This is a genomic window from Kocuria sp. LHG3120 (genome assembly GCF_049897445.1).
GTDB classification, from domain to species: Bacteria; Actinomycetota; Actinomycetes; order Actinomycetales; family Micrococcaceae; genus Kocuria; species Kocuria rosea.
Window position 1 is genome coordinate 67,790 of record NZ_JAFCWG010000009.1, and the last position, 15,369, is coordinate 83,158.

At 74.8% G+C, this 15,369-nt stretch carries 16 protein-coding genes; 10 read left to right on the forward strand and 6 right to left on the reverse strand.

What is annotated here, in order from left to right; translation table 11 throughout:
• Positions 1-46: 46 nt before the first annotated feature.
• Positions 47-877 carry an ABC transporter substrate-binding protein gene (locus tag ACP7CD_RS16305; protein ID WP_144836397.1) on the reverse strand — a complete coding sequence of 277 codons (831 nt, stop codon included), beginning with the start codon at positions 875-877 and terminating at the stop codon, positions 47-49.
• 291 nt (positions 878-1,168) lie between these two features.
• Here ACP7CD_RS16305 and ACP7CD_RS16310 point away from each other — a divergent pair, with 291 nt between their 5' ends.
• The 6 genes from ACP7CD_RS16310 to ACP7CD_RS16335 all read left to right on the forward strand — a co-directional run bounded on the left by ACP7CD_RS16310 (position 1,169) and on the right by ACP7CD_RS16335 (position 7,557).
• A complete protein-coding gene (locus ACP7CD_RS16310; protein ID WP_109269219.1) occupies positions 1,169-1,546 on the forward strand; it encodes an RNA-binding S4 domain-containing protein in 378 nt (125 codons plus the stop codon).
• Between the two features lie 127 nt (positions 1,547-1,673).
• Entirely contained in the window at positions 1,674-3,131 is a 1,458-nt protein-coding gene (locus tag ACP7CD_RS16315; protein WP_017832943.1) for a benzaldehyde dehydrogenase, read from the forward strand.
• Between the two features lie 75 nt (positions 3,132-3,206).
• Complete coding sequence (locus tag ACP7CD_RS16320; protein ID WP_035925389.1) at positions 3,207-4,559, forward strand: MATE family efflux transporter; 1,353 nt, start codon at positions 3,207-3,209, stop codon at positions 4,557-4,559.
• A gap of 50 nt (positions 4,560-4,609) precedes the next feature.
• Positions 4,610-5,602: a universal stress protein gene (locus ACP7CD_RS16325; protein WP_031282733.1), complete on the forward strand. Its 993-nt coding sequence runs from the start codon at positions 4,610-4,612 to the stop codon at positions 5,600-5,602.
• A gap of 39 nt (positions 5,603-5,641) precedes the next feature.
• Positions 5,642-6,535 (forward strand): universal stress protein, encoded by an 894-nt coding sequence (locus ACP7CD_RS16330; RefSeq protein ID WP_095649895.1) that lies wholly within the window; start codon positions 5,642-5,644, stop codon positions 6,533-6,535.
• A gap of 215 nt (positions 6,536-6,750) precedes the next feature.
• The gene (locus ACP7CD_RS16335) at positions 6,751-7,557 is read left to right on the forward strand and encodes a TPM domain-containing protein (RefSeq protein ID WP_426120643.1); all 807 of its coding nucleotides are present in this window, start codon (positions 6,751-6,753) and stop codon (positions 7,555-7,557) included.
• A 25-nt stretch (positions 7,558-7,582) separates the two neighbouring features.
• On the opposite strand, the gene pdxT is transcribed toward ACP7CD_RS16335, so the two are convergent.
• The gene (gene pdxT, locus ACP7CD_RS16340; protein WP_017832948.1) at positions 7,583-8,185 is read right to left on the reverse strand and encodes a pyridoxal 5'-phosphate synthase glutaminase subunit PdxT; all 603 of its coding nucleotides are present in this window, start codon (positions 8,183-8,185) and stop codon (positions 7,583-7,585) included.
• A complete protein-coding gene (pdxS, locus tag ACP7CD_RS16345) occupies positions 8,182-9,147 on the reverse strand; it encodes a pyridoxal 5'-phosphate synthase lyase subunit PdxS (protein ID WP_017832949.1) in 966 nt (321 codons plus the stop codon). The genes pdxT and pdxS overlap by 4 nt, the downstream gene beginning before the upstream one ends.
• Before the next feature lie 94 nt (positions 9,148-9,241).
• Between pdxS and ACP7CD_RS16350 the strand changes: the two genes are divergently transcribed.
• From ACP7CD_RS16350 to ACP7CD_RS16365, 4 genes are all read left to right on the forward strand, one after another.
• The gene (locus ACP7CD_RS16350; protein ID WP_426120644.1) at positions 9,242-10,792 is read left to right on the forward strand and encodes a PLP-dependent aminotransferase family protein; all 1,551 of its coding nucleotides are present in this window, start codon (positions 9,242-9,244) and stop codon (positions 10,790-10,792) included.
• Positions 10,793-10,859: 67 nt separating this feature from the next.
• The gene (locus tag ACP7CD_RS16355; protein ID WP_017832951.1) at positions 10,860-11,450 is read left to right on the forward strand and encodes a DUF308 domain-containing protein; all 591 of its coding nucleotides are present in this window, start codon (positions 10,860-10,862) and stop codon (positions 11,448-11,450) included.
• Between the two features lie 61 nt (positions 11,451-11,511).
• Positions 11,512-11,961, forward strand: a complete 450-nt coding sequence (locus ACP7CD_RS16360; protein ID WP_017832952.1) for a hypothetical protein — start codon at positions 11,512-11,514, stop codon at positions 11,959-11,961.
• A gap of 236 nt (positions 11,962-12,197) precedes the next feature.
• Positions 12,198-12,389: a hypothetical protein gene (locus ACP7CD_RS16365; RefSeq protein WP_017832953.1), complete on the forward strand. Its 192-nt coding sequence runs from the start codon at positions 12,198-12,200 to the stop codon at positions 12,387-12,389.
• Positions 12,390-12,472: 83 nt separating this feature from the next.
• Here ACP7CD_RS16365 and ACP7CD_RS16370 read toward each other — a convergent pair whose 3' ends face one another.
• The 3 genes from ACP7CD_RS16370 to ACP7CD_RS16380 form a co-directional block, all read right to left on the reverse strand.
• Positions 12,473-14,695, reverse strand: coding sequence for a heavy metal translocating P-type ATPase (locus tag ACP7CD_RS16370; protein ID WP_426120657.1), 2,223 nt, complete (start codon positions 14,693-14,695; stop codon positions 12,473-12,475).
• Between the two features lie 67 nt (positions 14,696-14,762).
• Positions 14,763-14,972 (reverse strand): heavy-metal-associated domain-containing protein, encoded by a 210-nt coding sequence (locus tag ACP7CD_RS16375; RefSeq protein WP_017832955.1) that lies wholly within the window; start codon positions 14,970-14,972, stop codon positions 14,763-14,765.
• A gap of 44 nt (positions 14,973-15,016) precedes the next feature.
• Positions 15,017-15,328, reverse strand: a complete 312-nt coding sequence (locus ACP7CD_RS16380) for a metal-sensitive transcriptional regulator (protein WP_017832956.1) — start codon at positions 15,326-15,328, stop codon at positions 15,017-15,019.
• Positions 15,329-15,369: the final 41 nt, after the last annotated feature.

Sequence of the window (15,369 nt, forward strand, 5' to 3'; positions counted from 1 at the left end):
GCGTCCGTGCTGCTCGTCACCCCCGTGCACCGGGGGCGACGACGGGTCAGCTCGCGGCCGGCTCCGGGCTCGCGGACCCTGCCGCCTCGTCGGCGCCCAGCCACTCGGCCTCGAGCTCCTCGAGGGAGCCGTCCTCCTGCATGGCCGCCAGCGTCTCGTTGACCCGCTCCAGCAGGGCCGTGTTGCCGGTCTTGACGGCCAGGCCCAGCTGCTCCCCGGTCTCGATCTCCTCGACCAGCTGCAGCTCGGGGTTGTCCTCGATCGCGGGGCCGGTCACGGAGATGTTGCCGAGCGCGGCCTCGACGTCGTCGGTGTTGAGCCCCTGGATCATCAGCGAGGAGGTCTCGTACTGGACCACGTCCGCCCCGTTGTCCTGGGCGTAGGCCTCCCCGGTGGTGGCCTGCTGCACGCCGATGCGCTTGCCCGCGATGTCCGCCACGGAACGGATGTCCGAGCCGGGCGCGACCAGGAGGGCGAGGTTGTCGTCGAGGTACGGCTCGGAGAAGTCCATCACCGACTCGCGCTCCTCGGTGATCGTCATGCCGGACGCGGCGAGGTCGCACTGGTCGGTGTCCAGCGCGGAGCCCGTCTCGATGGCCTCGAAGGGCGTGGTGATGACGTTCGACTCCACGCCGAGGTCCTGTGCGATCCGGTCGACCAGGTCGATGTCGAAGCCCACGGTCTCGCCGTTCTCGACGTACTCGAACGGGGCGTAGGGGATGTCCGAGCAGACCGTGAGGGTGCCGGAGCTGATCAGGCTCAGCTCGCCCTCGCCGGCGGCCTCCTCGCCCCCTCCGGTGCTCGTGCACGCGCTCAGGGCCAGCGCGGAGACGGCCAGCACGGACAGGGTCGCTGCCCCGTGGAACCTGCTCTTCATGGATCTGTCCTTCCCTCGGGAGGTGGCGGGCCGCCGCCGGCTGCACGGCGTCGTGCCCCGTGCGCGGCCCGCCGGTGAATGTGCCTCAGTGTAGGTGTTCGCGCGTTGCCGGGATGTTGCACACCACTGGTCGGTAGTCAATTCATTGTCCCCACTCCGGGCGACACCTCCGGGGCGGCGCGCCCGGGCGGCCGCGGCGGAGCCGTCCGGCGTCGGCCGTGCTCGGCGGATTCGGCACAATGGCCCCATGACCCGCACCGAGGACCAGCGCCGCAGCGACCGGGGCGCGCGATGACCGCGCCGCAGGCCCCCGCGAGCGTGCGCGTGGACGTGTGGCTGTGGGCGGTGCGCGTGTTCAAGACCCGCTCCGCCGCCACGGCCGCGTGCCGCGCCGGCCACGTGAAGATCGACGGCACCTCGGTCAAGGCCGCCCAGCCGGTGCGGCCCGGCCAGCGGGTGACCGTGCGCCGTCCCGGTCACGAACAGGTCCTGGAGGTGGTGCAGCTGCTGACCAAGCGCGTCGGGGCGCCCGTCGCCGCGAAGGCCTACGTCGACCACAGCCCGCCCCCGCCCCCGGCGCTGCACGCCGCGGTCCCGCGGCGGGACCGGGGCACCGGGCGGCCCACCAAGAAGGACCGCCGGGAGATGGACCGCCTCCGGGGGCTGTGACGGCGTCCGCGCGGCGTTCCGTGCGCGCTCCCAGGAAGGCGCAGAATAATCCGCACTGCACGTGTGCCGTGGGTCACCCCGCCGTCCGGCGGTCCGACCCGCGGCCGGAACCCGAGGAGTTCGACCCATGGCACTGCTGGACACATCGGTGTGGACCGGAAAGATCTACGTCAACGGATGGCGCGACGGCCGCGGCGGCACCGAGGACGTCACGAACCCGTCGACGGACGAGACGCTGGGGCAGATCGGCTTCGCCTCCCCCGAGGACGTGTACGAGGCGGCCGAGAAGGCCGCAGCGGCCCAGAAGGAGTGGGCGGCGCTGAAGCCCTCCGAGCGCGCCGCGGTGCTGCGTCGCGCCGGCCTGCTGTTCGAGGAGCACGCCGAGGAGGTCATGGACTGGGTGGTCCGGGAGACCGGGGCGATCCAGCCCAAGGCCGGGCTGGAGGCCTCGGTTGCGGCCGCGGAGTGCTACGAGTCCTCGGCGCTGCCGAGCCACCCGCACGGGGAGTATCTGCCCTCCGACGCCCCGCACTGGTCGCTGTCCCGCCGGGTGCCGGTCGGGGTGGTCTCCGTGATCTCGCCGTTCAACTTCCCGCTGATCCTCTCGATCCGCTCCGTGGCCCCCGCCCTGGCCCTGGGCAACGCGGTGCTGCTCAAGCCGGACCCCCGCACCTCGGTCACCGGCGGCGCGCTCATCATGCGCGTCTTCGAGGAGGCCGGGCTGCCGCCCGGCGTCCTGCAGCTGCTGCCCGGCGGCGGTGACGTCGGGGCCGCCACGGTCGAGGCCCCGCACGTGAACGTCGTGTCCTTCACCGGGTCCACGGCCGCCGGCCGGCACGTGGGCGCCGCGGCGGCGCAGCACCTCAAGCGCGCCCACCTCGAGCTGGGCGGCAACAACGTGGTCATCGTCCTGCCCGGCGCGGACGTGGACCTGGCCGCGGGGGTCGGGGCGATGGGCTCCTTCTTCCACCAGGGACAGATCTGCATGACCACCGGGCGCCACCTGGTGCACGAGGACCTGCACGACGAGTACGTGGACAAGCTCGCGGCGAAGGCGGAGGCCCTGGTGGTCGGGGACCCCTCCGGCGGACCCGTGCACCTCGGCCCGATCATCGACGAGCGCCAGCTCAAGGCCATCGACGCGATCGTGCAGGAGACCGCCATCGCCGGCGCCCGGGTGGTGGCCGGGGGGTCCCACGAGGGCCTGTTCTACCGGCCCACGGTGCTCTCCGAGCTGACCCACGAGATGACGGCCTGGAAGGACGAGATCTTCGGGCCGGTGGCGCCCGTGATGAAGGTGTCCAGTGCGGAGGAGGCGGTGGAGTTCGCCAACGCCTCCGAGTACGGGCTCTCGGTGTCCATCGTCGGGGACGTCGGCGAGGCCATGAAGATCGCCGACAGGATCCGCTCCGGCAAGATCCACATCAACGAGATGACGGTCGCCGACGAGGCCAACGCCCCCTTCGGCGGCATGGGCGCCTCCGGCACCGGCTCCCGGTTCGGCGGGCCGACCGCCAACATCGACGCGTTCACCGAGACGCAGTGGATCACGATCAGCCCGGACGTCCCGCACTACCCCTTCTGAGCACCGCCGCTCCCGGGCCGCGTCCCGTCCGGGGGTGCGCCGCGGGGGGCGGGAGGTCGTCGGTAGCCTGGACCGGTGACGACGACCTCCCGCCCCCGCGGCCTCAACCGGCAGATCCTGGCCCTGGCCGTCCCCGCCTTCGGGGCGCTCGTGGCCGAGCCGCTGTTCCTGCTGGCGGACTCCGCGATCGTCGGCCACCTCGGCACCCCCCAGCTCGCCGGCGTGGGCGTGGCCGCGGCCGTCCTGCAGACGGTCGTGGGGCTCATGGTCTTCCTCGCCTACAGCACCACCCCTGCGGTGGCCCGGCACCTCGGTGCGGGCCGGCTCCAGGAGGCCGTGGCGGTGGGCCGGGACGGGCTGTGGGTGGCCGCGGGGTTCGGCCTGCTCCTGTCCGCGGCGGGCTGGGCGCTGGGCCGGCCGCTGCTGGCGCTGATGGGCGCGCGCGGCGAGGTCCTGGAGCACGCCGTCGTCTACCTGCACTGGTCCCTGCCCGGACTGACCGCCATGCTCCTGGTGCTCGCGGCCACCGGTGTGCTCCGCGGCCTCCAGGACACCAGGACCCCGCTGCTCATCGCCGGGGTCGGGGCCGCGGCCAACGCGGGGCTCAACCTCCTGCTCGTGCACGGGGCGGGCCTGGGGGTGGCCGGCGCGGCGATCGGCACGAGCGCCGTGCAGTGGGCCATGGCGCTGGCGTACCTGCGGATCCTCCGCCGGCTCGCCCGCGAGCACGGCGTGGGGCCCGCGACCACGTGGCCCCGGCTGCGCTCGCACCTCACGGTGGGCTCCTGGCTCATGCTGCGCACCGTCTCCCTGCGGGTCGCGATCCTCGCGACCGTCCTGGTGGTCACGGGACAGGGCGCCCAGAACCTCGCCGCGCACCAGCTCGTGATGACGTTCTTCAACTTCCTGGCCTACGCCCTCGACGCCCTCGCCATCGCGGCGCAGGCGCTGCTGGGCCGGGACATGGGGGCGCGGGACGTGACCGACCCCGTGCAGCGGCGGGCGGTCCGGGCTCTCATGAACCGGCTGGTCCTGTGGGGGCTCGGCTTCGGCGTGGTCACGGGCCTCCTGGTGGCCCTGGTCGGCACCCGGCTGGGGTTCCTGCTCAGCCCCGATCCCGCGGTGCAGGCCCTGTTCGCGGCGGCCCTGCTGGTGGTGGCGGTCGGCCAGCCGCTGGCCGCGTACGTCTTCGTCCTGGACGGGGTGCTCATCGGGGCCGGGGACGCCCGCTACCTCGCGGTGGCCGGAGTGCTCAACCTGGCGGTCTACGCCCCGCTGCTGCTGCTCGTGGCGCACTCCGCCGGGACGGGGACCGGAGGGTTCGTGTGGCTGTGGACCGCCTACGCCGGCGGCTACCTGGGGGCCCGGGCCCTGACCCTGGGGCTGCGGGCCCGCGGCGACTCCTGGCTGCTCCGGAACGCACGGTAACAACCCGGAGCGCACCCGGTGTTGTGGGGCGGATCACCTACGATGCAGACATGAACAGTGATCCTCGCGCAGAGAACCAGCCCACCGCCGACTCCGGGCACAACGTCGTGCTCGTCGGCATCGACGGATCCGACCAGGCCCGCCACGCGCTCGAGCGCGCCCTCGAGGAGGCCCGCGCCCAGGACCTGACCGTGCGCCTGCTCGGCGCCTATCCGGTCATCGGGGTCGGGGACCCCGGCCTCGAGATGCGGTTCACCGAGGCCGTGATGAAGGAGAACGCCGGCCACCTGGCCGAGGCCCGGCAGACCGTGGAGCAGGCGGGGCTGCCCGTCGAGGTCGTGGAGGCGGGCGGGGACGCCGCCAAGGCCGTCGTGGAGCAGTCGGGCGAGGCCGCGCTCGTGGTCATGGGCAAGCGCGGCCGCGGCGGCGCGCTGCGCGGCCGGCTGGGCTCGGTGTCCGCGGCGGTCGCCGCGCACGCGAAGTGCCCGGTGATCATCGTCCCCGAGGCCGCCGAGAGCCGGAGCCCCGAACGGCACCCCGAGCGGCGCGGCGGCAGCGCGGGCGACTTCGCGCTCGAGGCCGACGGGCCGGTCAAGGCCGACCAGATCGACTTCACCGGCCGGGTGGTCGTGGGCCTGGACGCCCTCGGCTCCCGCAGCCCGGCGCTGGGCAAGGCCGTGGCCTACGCCCAGGAGCACGGCAAGGCCCTGGCGCTGGTCTCCGTGAACGGGGCCCTGTCCGGCACGCCCTCCTGGTTCCAGGACGAGTTCAACCAGGCCCGGTACTTCCACGAGGCGGACCAGAAGCTCACCCAGATCTCCGACGAGATCGCCGCGCAGCACCCCGAGCTGACGGTCGAGCACCACATCTTCGTGGGCCGGCCCGCCCGCATCCTGATGAACGCCACGCACTCCGCGGACATGGTCGTGGTGGGCTCCCGCGGCATCGGCGGCTTCCGGGGGCTGCTGCTCGGCTCGGTCTCCCAGGCGGTGCTGGAGAACGCCACCGGCCCGGTCATGGTGGTGCCCGCGCACCGCCCCTGAGCACCCCACCCCCACGGCGAGACCAGGAGGCGGCACCCCATGCCGGAACAGATCGTCGTCGGCTACGACGGCTCCGAGAACAGCGAACGGGCCCTGGACTGGGCGATCCAGGAGGCCGGCACCCTCGCCGGCGAGCTCAGGGTGGTGGTCTCCATGGGCCGGCCCGTCGCCGTGGACCCCAGTCTCTACGGGCCGTTCCTGGAGGCGATCGAGGAGGAGGCGGACAAGGTCGCCGCCGCCGCCGTCACCCGGGCCCGGGACGCCGGCGTCACCGCGGTCGCGGTCGTCGAGCGCGGTGACGCGGCCGGGGTGCTGGTGCACGAGTCGGAGGACGCCGCGTCCCTGGTGCTCGGCCGCCGGGGCCGGCGCGGGGTGCGCGGCCGCCTCGGATCGGTCACGGCCGCGGCGGCGGCGCACGCGAAGTGCCCCGTGATCGTCCTCCCGGACCGCTGGGACCCGCGGGCACGGGACGCCCGCGGGGCGACCGGCCCCTTCGCGGGCCGCGTGGTGGTCGGCGTGGACCGGCTCGGCCGGGACAACCCGGCCGTCCTGGCGGCCGGGCGGTACGCCGCACGGCACGGCGCGGGCCTGGCGCTGGTCACCGTGGTGCCGGAGGCGCTGAGCATGCCGACGGGCTCCGCGGACCTGGACCGGGCCGTGCGCGAGCAGCTCACCGAGCCCGCCCAGTCCCTCGTGGACCAGGTGGCGGAGTCGGTCCGGGAGGACCACCCGGAGCTGGACGTCGAGACGTTCGTCTTCTCCGGCCAGCCGGCGGACCAGCTCGTGGAGGCCGGGCGGTCGGCGGAGCTCGTGGTGGTCGGCAGCCGCGGCTACGGCGGGTTCCGCGGGCTGCTCATGGGCTCCGTCTCCCAGGCCGTGCTGCAGGAGGGCGAGGGCCCCGTGATGGTGGTCCCGGCCCGCCGGAAGAGCTGACCCGTCCGCCCGCAGGAGGAGACCCCGCCCGTCCAGGACCGGGGGCTCCTCCTGCGGGCGGATCCGCCGAGCGGTGCCGGCGGGCCATCCTGGGGACGAGCCCGCGGAGCGCCCGCGGACGGACGGGAGCACACCGTGGACCGCAGAGCACTCGCCGCGACCGCCCTGGCCCTCGCCGCGCTCACCGGGTGCTCGGGGGGGGGGCGGAGGACCCGGTGGAGGTCCCCGCCCGGCCGGCCGGGTCCAACGTCCTGGACTCCGCCGGCGTCCTGACGGACGCGCAGGAGCAGCAGCTCGACGCCCTGATCGAGGACCGCGGGGCCGGCACGGACGCGGCACGCGTCGCCGTGCTCACGGTGGAGGAGGCGACCGGGTCGATCGAGGACTACGCCCGCGAGGTCGCCACCGCCTGGGAGGTGGGCGACGCCGGGGCGGACAACGGCGTGCTCGTGGTCGCCGCCACCGGGGACCGGGAGCTGCGCATCGAGACCGCGGACGGGGTGCGCGAGCGGTTCTCGGACGACGAGGCGGAACGCGTGGTGGAGGACGTGCTGGCGCCGGCCTTCGCGGACGAGCGCTACGCGCAGGGCCTCGGCGAGGCCGTCGAGCAGATCCACGTCTACGCGCAGGGCGGGGAGCCGCCGCGGGAGCCCTTCGACTGGGCCCTGCTCGGCTGGGTCGCGGGCGGCTTCGGCCTGGTCGGCGTGCTGGTGGCGTGGTGGATCGCCGCGGACCTCCGCCGCCGGCGCCGGATCGCCGACGAGGAGCTGCGGGCGGCCCGGCAGCGCGACCCGGAGCTGCGGCTCACCGAGGAGCAGCACGCGGCGTACCGGACGTACCGCTACCACCACCGCAAGCCGGACGCCGTCACGAACCCGGCCGTGTGGCTCCCGCTCTACCTGGCCAACCCGGGGCTGTACTCCGGCGGCTCGGGCGGCGGCACGAGCGGTGACGGGCAGGGCGGCTCCTCGTTCGGCGGGGGCGGCGGCTTCACCGGCGGCGGGGCGTCCGGCAGCTACTGAGCCGCCCCGCACGGGGCGGGGCGGCTCAGGCGGGGAGTCCGCGCCGGGCGGCCACGAGGGAGAGCAGGTGCCGGTGCACCGTGGTCTCCCCGGTCAGCTCGGGGTGGAACGAGATGCCGACGACGGCGCCGCTCGCCACCGCGACCACCTCGCCCCGGTGCCGGGCGAGGACCTCGACGCCCTCGCCGACGCGGGTCACCGCGGGGGCGCGGATGAAGGCCGCGCGCACCACGTCCCCGCCGCGGCCCCACGCGAGCACGACCTCCTCGGAGGCCGTCTGGGGTCCGAACGCGTTGCGGGCCACGGTGACGTCCAGGACCTCGAGGGTCTGCTGGCCGGGGGCGGGGTCCTCGATGCCGGACGCGAGCAGGATGAGGCCGGCGCACGTGCCCAGCGTGGGCAGGCCGCCGAGCACGGCGTCCCGCAGCGGCTCCCGCAGCCCGAACAGGCGCAGCAGCCGGTCCACGGTGGAGGACTCCCCGCCGGGCAGGACGATCGCGTCCAGCCCGGCGAGCTGCTCGGCCGTCTTCACGAGCACGGGCTCGGCGCCCAGCTCCCGCAGCATCGCGGCGTGCTCGGCGACCCCGCCCTGGAGGGCGAGGACGCCCACGCGGGGCGCGGAACTCACCAGCCGCGCTCCGCGAGCCGGTGCGGGGCCGGGAGGTCGCCCACGTTGATGCCGACCATCGCCTCGCCGAGCCCGCGGGAGGCCTCGGCGATCTTCTCGGGGTCGTCGAAGTAGGCGGTGGCCTTCACGATGGCCTGCGCCCGGGCCGCGGGGTTGCCGGACTTGAAGATCCCGGAGCCCACGAACACGCCGTCGGCACCGAGCTGCATCATCATGGCGGCGTCCGCGGGGGTGGCCACGCCGCCGGCGGTGAACAGCACGACCGGCAGCTTCCCGGTGCGGGCGACCTCGAGGACGATGTCGTAGGAGGCCGCGAGCTCCTTCGCCTTCACGTAGAGGGCGTCGGGGGAGATCCGGTAGAGGGCCTGCAGCTCGGCGATCTGCCCGCGGATGGTGCGGATGTGCTTGGTGGCCTCTGAGACGTCGCCGGTGCCGGCCTCGCCCTTGGAGCGGATCATCGCGGCGCCCTCGGCGAGCCGGCGCAGGGCCTCGCCCAGGTTGGTGGCCCCGCACACGAACGGGACGGTGAAGCGCTGCTTGTCGATGTGGTTGACGTAGTCGGCGGGGGAGAGGACCTCGGACTCGTCGATGTAGTCGACCTTCAGGTGCTCGAGCACCTGCGCTTCCACGAAGTGGCCGATGCGCACCTTCGCCATGACGGGGATGGAGACGGCGGCCTGGATGCCCTCGATCAGGTCGGGGTCGGACATGCGGGCCACGCCGCCCTGGGCGCGGATGTCGGCCGGCACGCGCTCGAGGGCCATCACGGCCACGGCGCCGGCGTCCTCGGCGATGCGGGCCTGCTCGGCGGTGACGACGTCCATGATGACGCCGCCCTTGAGCATGTCGGCGAGGCCGCGCTTGACGAGCGGGGAGCCGGTCAGCGGGGTCGCGTCCGAGGCGGTGGGGCGGGTGGTGCCGCCGGCGGGGTTCTGGGCATGGGCAGTCTGCAGATCGGTCATGGAGTCCATCCTGCGGCCGGAAGTGGTCCACCGACAGGTCCACCATCGATAGAATCTGTTGGACCACAGGAGTTCCGAGGGAGAGGAGCGGACCGTGCGGCACCCCCACGACGTCGAGCTGCCCGTGCGCGTCGACCGGGCCGATCCCGCGCCGCTGCCCGCCCAGCTCGTCCAGCAGCTGCGGGAGCTGGTGGTCTCCGGGACCCTGCGCCCGGGGGACGCGCTGCCCTCCACCCGTGGGCTCGCCGCCCGGCTGGGGATCTCGCGGGGCTCCGTGGTCACCGCCTACGACCAGCTCCACGGCGAGGGCTATCTGCACGCGACCAACGGCGCCACGGTGGTCCACCCCGACCTGGCCCGCTCCCGCACGGAGCCCCCGGCGGCCCGGCCCGGCCCCCGCCCGGCCGCGGCGCCGCGGCGCCGGACCCGGGAGCGGCCCATGATCGACCTCACGCCCGGCCGGCCCGACACCGGACGGCTGGCCACCCCGCAGTGGCGCGCCGCGTGGCGGGACGCCGCGGCCGCCGCCGGCACGGGGGCGCCCCCGCCCCAGGGCTCGGAGCCGCTGCGCGAGCAGATCGCCGAGCACCTGCGGCTGATGCGCGGCGTGGTCCGGGACCCCGAGGACCTCTTCGTCACGGCGGGCGCGCGGGACGGGCTCCAGCTGCTGCTCGCGGTGCTCGGCGGCCACGCGGGCCGCGGGCTGCGCGTCGCCGTCGAGGACCCCGGCTACCCCTCGCTGCGCCGGGTGCCGGAGCGGCTCGGCCACGAGGTGCTGCCGGTGCCGATCGACGACCAGGGCCTCGACCCCGCCCGGCTGCCGTCCGGGGCGTGGGCCGGCCCGGGGGAGTGGGAGATCGAGCGGCCCCCGGACGCCGTGATCGTCACCCCCAGCCACCAGTACCCCCTCGGGGCGTCGATGCCCGCCGCCCGCCGGCTCGAGCTGCTCGGCTGGGCGCGCGCCCACGACGCGCTGATCGTGGAGGACGACTACGACTCCGAGCTGCGCTACGTGGGCGAGCCGCTGCCCGCGCTGTCCTCCCTCGAACACGCCCCGGGCGCCGTCCCGGAGCCCCCCGCCCCCGGCCGGCTGCTCGGCGACGGCGGCCACGTGGCCACGCTGGGCTCGTTCACCAAGGTCCTCGCGCCCGGGCTGGGGGTCGGCTACCTGCTGGCCCCGCCCGCCCTCCGGGAGGACCTGCTGCGGCTGCGCACGGACCTCGGCAACCCGGCCTCCGCGGTCGCCCAGGACGCCATGGCCCGTTTCCTGGCCGACGGCGGCCTGCGCCGGCACACCGCCCGGATGCGGCGGGAGTACCGGCGCCGGCGGGACCTGCTCACCGCGGCCCTCGCCGGGGTCCACGGGGTGCGGGCCGTGCCCATGGACGGGGGGCTGCACGCCGTCCTCGAGTTCACCGGGGAGGTGCCCCTGGCGGAGCAGGACGTCGTGGATCGGGCCGCGGCCGCGGGCGTGCGGGTGGCGGCGCTGGGCTCGTACTGGGCGCACGGCGCGGGGGGCGGCCGCCGCGGCGTCGTCGTCGGCTTCGGCGCCACCGGTGCCGCCCCGGAGGGGGACGCCCTGCCGGACGCCCTCGCGGTCCTGGCCCGGGTGCTCTCGGCGCCCGGCCCCGCACGCGGTCGCTAGACTGGCCGGTGCCCCGGGGGTCTCCCCGCCGGGGCCCTCCCGCGAGCACGCTCCCGAAAGGCGCACCGTGAACCCCGACCCGAGCACCGGCATCCACCGCGACCTGTTCGCGCCCACGCTGCTGCGCGCGCTCGTGGCGCTGGTGTTCGGCGCCGTGACCGTGTTCTGGCAGGAGCCGACGCTGCCCGTGGTGGCCTGGGGCGTGGGGCTGTACCTCGTGCTCACCGGCGCGGCGAGCGTACTCCTGCAGCTGCGCCTCAACGGCAACGACCACGTGGACATGGGCCCCACCCGGCAGATCCCGCAGTCCTACGGCGTGCTGTACCTCCTGGGCGGGGTCTTCACGATCCTCGGCGCCGACACCCCCGCGTGGCTCGTGGTCTACGCGGCGTCCATCATGGGCCTGGCCGGGCTCACGGAGCTGGCGCTCGGGCTGAAGTTCCGCACGACCTTCCCGCTGGGCCGCGACTGGACCATCGCCGGGCTGGTCACGGTCCTCGCCGCCACCGGTCTCGTGCTCGTGGTGGACCTCGGCCCCAAGGCGCTCTTCGGGGTGGTGGGGGCCGCCGCGGTGGTCATCGGCGTCACCCACCTGCTGGCCGCCCTCACGCTCCGGCACGAGGACCGCCGGGGACGGGCCCCCGCCGGGACCGCGTAGACTGGGCTACCGCACGGCAGGCCCCGGCCCCGCCGGGGACATCAGCTCACGAGGAGGACCAGTGGCACAGCGCAAGGGCTCGAGAGGCGGCTTCCGGGCCGACGTCAAGGGCCCCCTGATCCTGTCCGCCGTGCTCGCGGCGATCGCGTTCGTCGCCGTGGGCATCTTCGCCAGCGGCGGCACGGACAACGCCCTGCGCCTGGACCTCGCCTTCATCGCCGCCGGCATCGCGTTCATCGTGACGCTCGTGATCAGCGCCACGCTGATGATCGTGGAGAAGCCCAACGACCCCCACCTCGGCGCGGGCACGGGCGTCAACCGCTCCTCGGCCAAGCTCTACGCCGAGGCCCGGGCCCGGCGGCAGGCCGCCGCGCGGCCCCCCGGCGAGGCCGAGTTCGGCCAGCGCGTCCGGCCCGACACCGAGGGCGAAGACCTCCTCGGCCGCCGCCCCGCCGACGGCTCCGCCCCGGCGGACGGCCCGGACGACGACGGCCCCGCCCCGCGCGCCTGAGCATCCCGCCCGCCTGAGCATCCCGCCCGCCTGAGGCCCCCGAACGAGCCGGACCCCGCTCGCCCGGGGGTCCCGCTCGTTCCGGGGCCCTGCGCGCTCCGCGCCCGCTCCCGGGAGGGGCCCGCTCCGGTGGACAGCCCTGTCGCGTCCGGCCGGGCGCTGGGTAGATTGGGACGGCACCTGAGCAGCAGGGCCCGAACCCGCGCCCTGCTCGAGACCGGACGACGGGAACCAGCATGAGCCAGCAGCCGGAACCGCCCACCGAGGGCGACGAGGAGTTCGAGCGCAAGGTCCAGCAGCGGATGGCCGACCAGCAGGAGGACGGCGCCGACGAGGACCCCACGGACGTGGCCCAGGAGGACCACAAGTCCGAGGTGCCCGAGCTCGAGGAGAACGAGGAGAGCCCGGTCGACCCGGGCTCCGTCTGACCCCGGACCAGCGCCTGACACAACGCACGACGCCCCGGGAAGGGCCGATGGTCCTTCCCGGGGCGTCGTCGTGTCCGGCGGGCTCAGCGGCCGAAGCTCCGCAGCCGCAGAGAGTTCAGCACCACGAACACGGAGCTGAAGGCCATGGCGGCACCCGCGATCACGGGGTTAAGCAGCCCCGCGGCGGCCACGGGGATGGCCACCGTGTTGTAGGCGAAGGCCCAGAACAGGTTCGACTTGATGATCGACAGGGTCCGGCGGGACAGGGCGATGGCCGTGGGCACCGACCCGACGTCGCTGCGCACCACCGTGATGTCCGCGGCCTCGATCGCCGCGTCCGTGCCGGCGCCCATCGCGATCCCGAGGTCGGCCTGCGCCAGGGCCGCGGCGTCGTTGACCCCGTCGCCCACCATGGCGACCACGCGGCCGTCGTCCTGGAGGTCGCGGACCACCGCGACCTTGCCCTCCGGGCTGACGTCGGCCACGACGTCCTCGGCGGCGATGCCCGCCTCCGCGGCGACGGCCCGGGCCACGGGCTCGTTGTCGCCAGTCAGCAGCATGGGCCGCAGGCCCAGCTCCTTGAGCCGGGCGACCGCCTCGCGGGCGTCGTCCTTGACGGTGTCGCGCAGGTCGACGAAGCCGACGAGGGCCCCGTCGACGGCCACGAGGATCGTGGTGAACCCGCCCTCCTGGGCGCGGCGCAGCGCGTCGAGCTGGGCGCCGTCCAGGCGCACGCCGTTCTCGGACAGCCACGTGGTGCGCCCGACCACCACCGAGCGGGAGTGCATCCCGTCCGCCACGTGCGCGCGGACGCCGCCGCCGGGGGCCGAGACGAACCCGGAGACCGGGAACCGGTGCGGGGTGGCCGCGGCCACCGCCCGCGCGATGGGGTGCTCGGAGTGCTGCTCCACGGTGGCCGCGAGGTCCAGCACCTGGTCCCGGGAGTACCCGGACACGGGCGTCACGGCCGCCACGGAGAGCTGCCCGCTCGTGACGGTGCCCGTCTTGTCCAGCACCACGGTGTCCACGGTGCGGGTGTCCTCGAGCACCTCGGCGCCCTTGATCAGGATGCCCAGCTGCGCGCCGCGCCCCGTGCCGGTGAGCAGGGCCGTGGGGGTGGCCAGGCCGAGGGCGCAGGGGCAGGCGATCACGAGCACGGAGACCGCGGCCACGAAGGACGCGTTCACGTCCCCGGTCAGCAGGAGCCAGCCGGCCAGCGTGGCGAGGGCGATCACCAGGACGACCGGGACGAAGACCCCGGAGATCCGGTCGGCCAGCCGTGCCACGGGGGCCTTGCTCGCCTGCGCCCGGGACACCATCCGGCCCATCTGGGCCAGGGTGGTGTCGGCGCCCACGCGGGTCGCCTCGACCAGCAGCCGGCCGTTGGTGTTGATCGTGGCGCCGGTGACGGTGTCGCCGACCTCCACCTCCACCGGGAGGGACTCGCCGGTGAGCAGGGACGTGTCCACGGCCGCGCGGCCGTCCACGACCACGCCGTCGGCGGCGATCTTCTCGCCGGGGCGCACGACGACCAGGTCCCCCGGGCGCAGCTGCTCCGCGGGCACGCTCGTCTCCACACCGTCCCGCAGGACCACCGCGTCCTTCGCGCCGAGCTCCAGCAGCGCGCGCAGCGCCTCGCCGGAGCGGGCCTTCGCCCGGGCCTCCAGGTAGCGGCCCAGCAGCAGGAATGCGGTGACCAGGGCGCCGGTCTCGAAGTAGAGCTGGTGCCCGCTCATGTCCATCGCGTGGCCGAGCATCGCGCCGGCCGTCATGCCGGGCTCGCGCAGCAGGTTCCACAGCGAGAACAGGTACGCGGCGGACACGCCCAGGGACACGAGGGTGTCCATGGTGGAGGTCAGGTGCCGGGCGTTGACCGCCGCCGAGCGGTGGAACGGCCACGCGGCCCACGTCACGACCGGCAGGCTCAGGGCCGCGACCACCCAGCCCCAGTGCGGGAACTGGAAGCCGGGCAGCATCGAGATCACGAACACCGGGAGGGAGAGCGCGGCCGCCACGAGGAGGCGCCGGCGCAGGGACTCGGGCGAGCGCAGCGAGGACGCCTCGCGCCCGGCGACCCGGGCCATGGCGTCGGAGCCGTCCGGGCCGCCGGCGTCGTCGCCCCCGGGCGCGTTCTTGAGGACGGCCCCGTACCCGGCCTTCTCGACCGTCTCGACGACCTGCTGGTCGCTCACGCCCGCGGGGACGTGGACGGTGGCGGTCTCGAGGGCGAGGTTGACGGAGGCGTCGACGCCGTCGAGCCGGCCCAGCTTCTTCTCGACCCGGCTGACGCACGAGGAGCACGTCATGCCCGTGATCTCGAGCTCGAGGGTGCGCAGATGCCCGGCGACCTCGGTGGGGACGGGCGTGCGGGTCTCAGGCAACGGTGTACCCCGCTTCCTCGACGGCCTCCTCGATCTCGGCCGCCGACAGCTCGCGGGTGGACGTCACGACCACGGGGGAGACCCCGCCGGCCACGAGGTCGACGTCGACGGACTCGACGCCCTCCAGCTCGGTGAGCTCCTCGGTGACGGACCTGACGCAGTGGCCGCAGGTCATTCCGGAAACGTTGACGGTGGTCTGCACGATGGGCTCCTCGGGGTTTCGGTGGGGTGGTTCAGCGGGGTGGGTCAGCTCTTGAGCAGGCGCGCGATGGCCGCGGACGCCTCCTGGAGCTTGTCGTCGACACTCGTGACGTCCCCGGACTCCTGGGCGGCCTCGACGGCGCCCACGACGCAGTGGCTCAGGTGCTCGTCCAGCAGGCCCAGGCTCACGGCCTTGAGGGCTGACTGGATCGCGGAGATCTGGGTGAGGACGTCGATGCAGTACTTGTCCTCCTCGACCATCCGGTGGATGCCCCGGACCTGGCCCTCGATGCGCCGCAGGCGCTTGAGGTACGCGTCCTTGTCCTGGGTGTACCCGTGCGGCGGGGTCTGGGTCATGGGTCCTCCTCGGTCGTCCTGCAACCACTGTATACCCCTTG

Coding starts and splice junctions, on each gene's coding strand:
- ACP7CD_RS16315 (WP_017832943.1), top strand. CDS start 1,674: ATGGCACTGCTGGACACATCGGTGTGGACCGGAAAGATCTACGTCAAC.
- ACP7CD_RS16365 (WP_017832953.1), top strand. CDS start 12,198: ATGAGCCAGCAGCCGGAACCGCCCACCGAGGGCGACGAGGAGTTCGAG.
- pdxS (WP_017832949.1), bottom strand. CDS start 9,147: ATGACCGATCTGCAGACTGCCCATGCCCAGAACCCCGCCGGCGGCACC.
- ACP7CD_RS16310 (WP_109269219.1), top strand. CDS start 1,169: ATGACCGCGCCGCAGGCCCCCGCGAGCGTGCGCGTGGACGTGTGGCTG.
- ACP7CD_RS16370 (WP_426120657.1), bottom strand. CDS start 14,695: ATGACGTGCTCCTCGTGCGTCAGCCGGGTCGAGAAGAAGCTGGGCCGG.
- ACP7CD_RS16305 (WP_144836397.1), bottom strand. CDS start 877: ATGAAGAGCAGGTTCCACGGGGCAGCGACCCTGTCCGTGCTGGCCGTC.
- ACP7CD_RS16380 (WP_017832956.1), bottom strand. CDS start 15,328: ATGACCCAGACCCCGCCGCACGGGTACACCCAGGACAAGGACGCGTAC.
- ACP7CD_RS16325 (WP_031282733.1), top strand. CDS start 4,610: ATGAACAGTGATCCTCGCGCAGAGAACCAGCCCACCGCCGACTCCGGG.
- ACP7CD_RS16330 (WP_095649895.1), top strand. CDS start 5,642: ATGCCGGAACAGATCGTCGTCGGCTACGACGGCTCCGAGAACAGCGAA.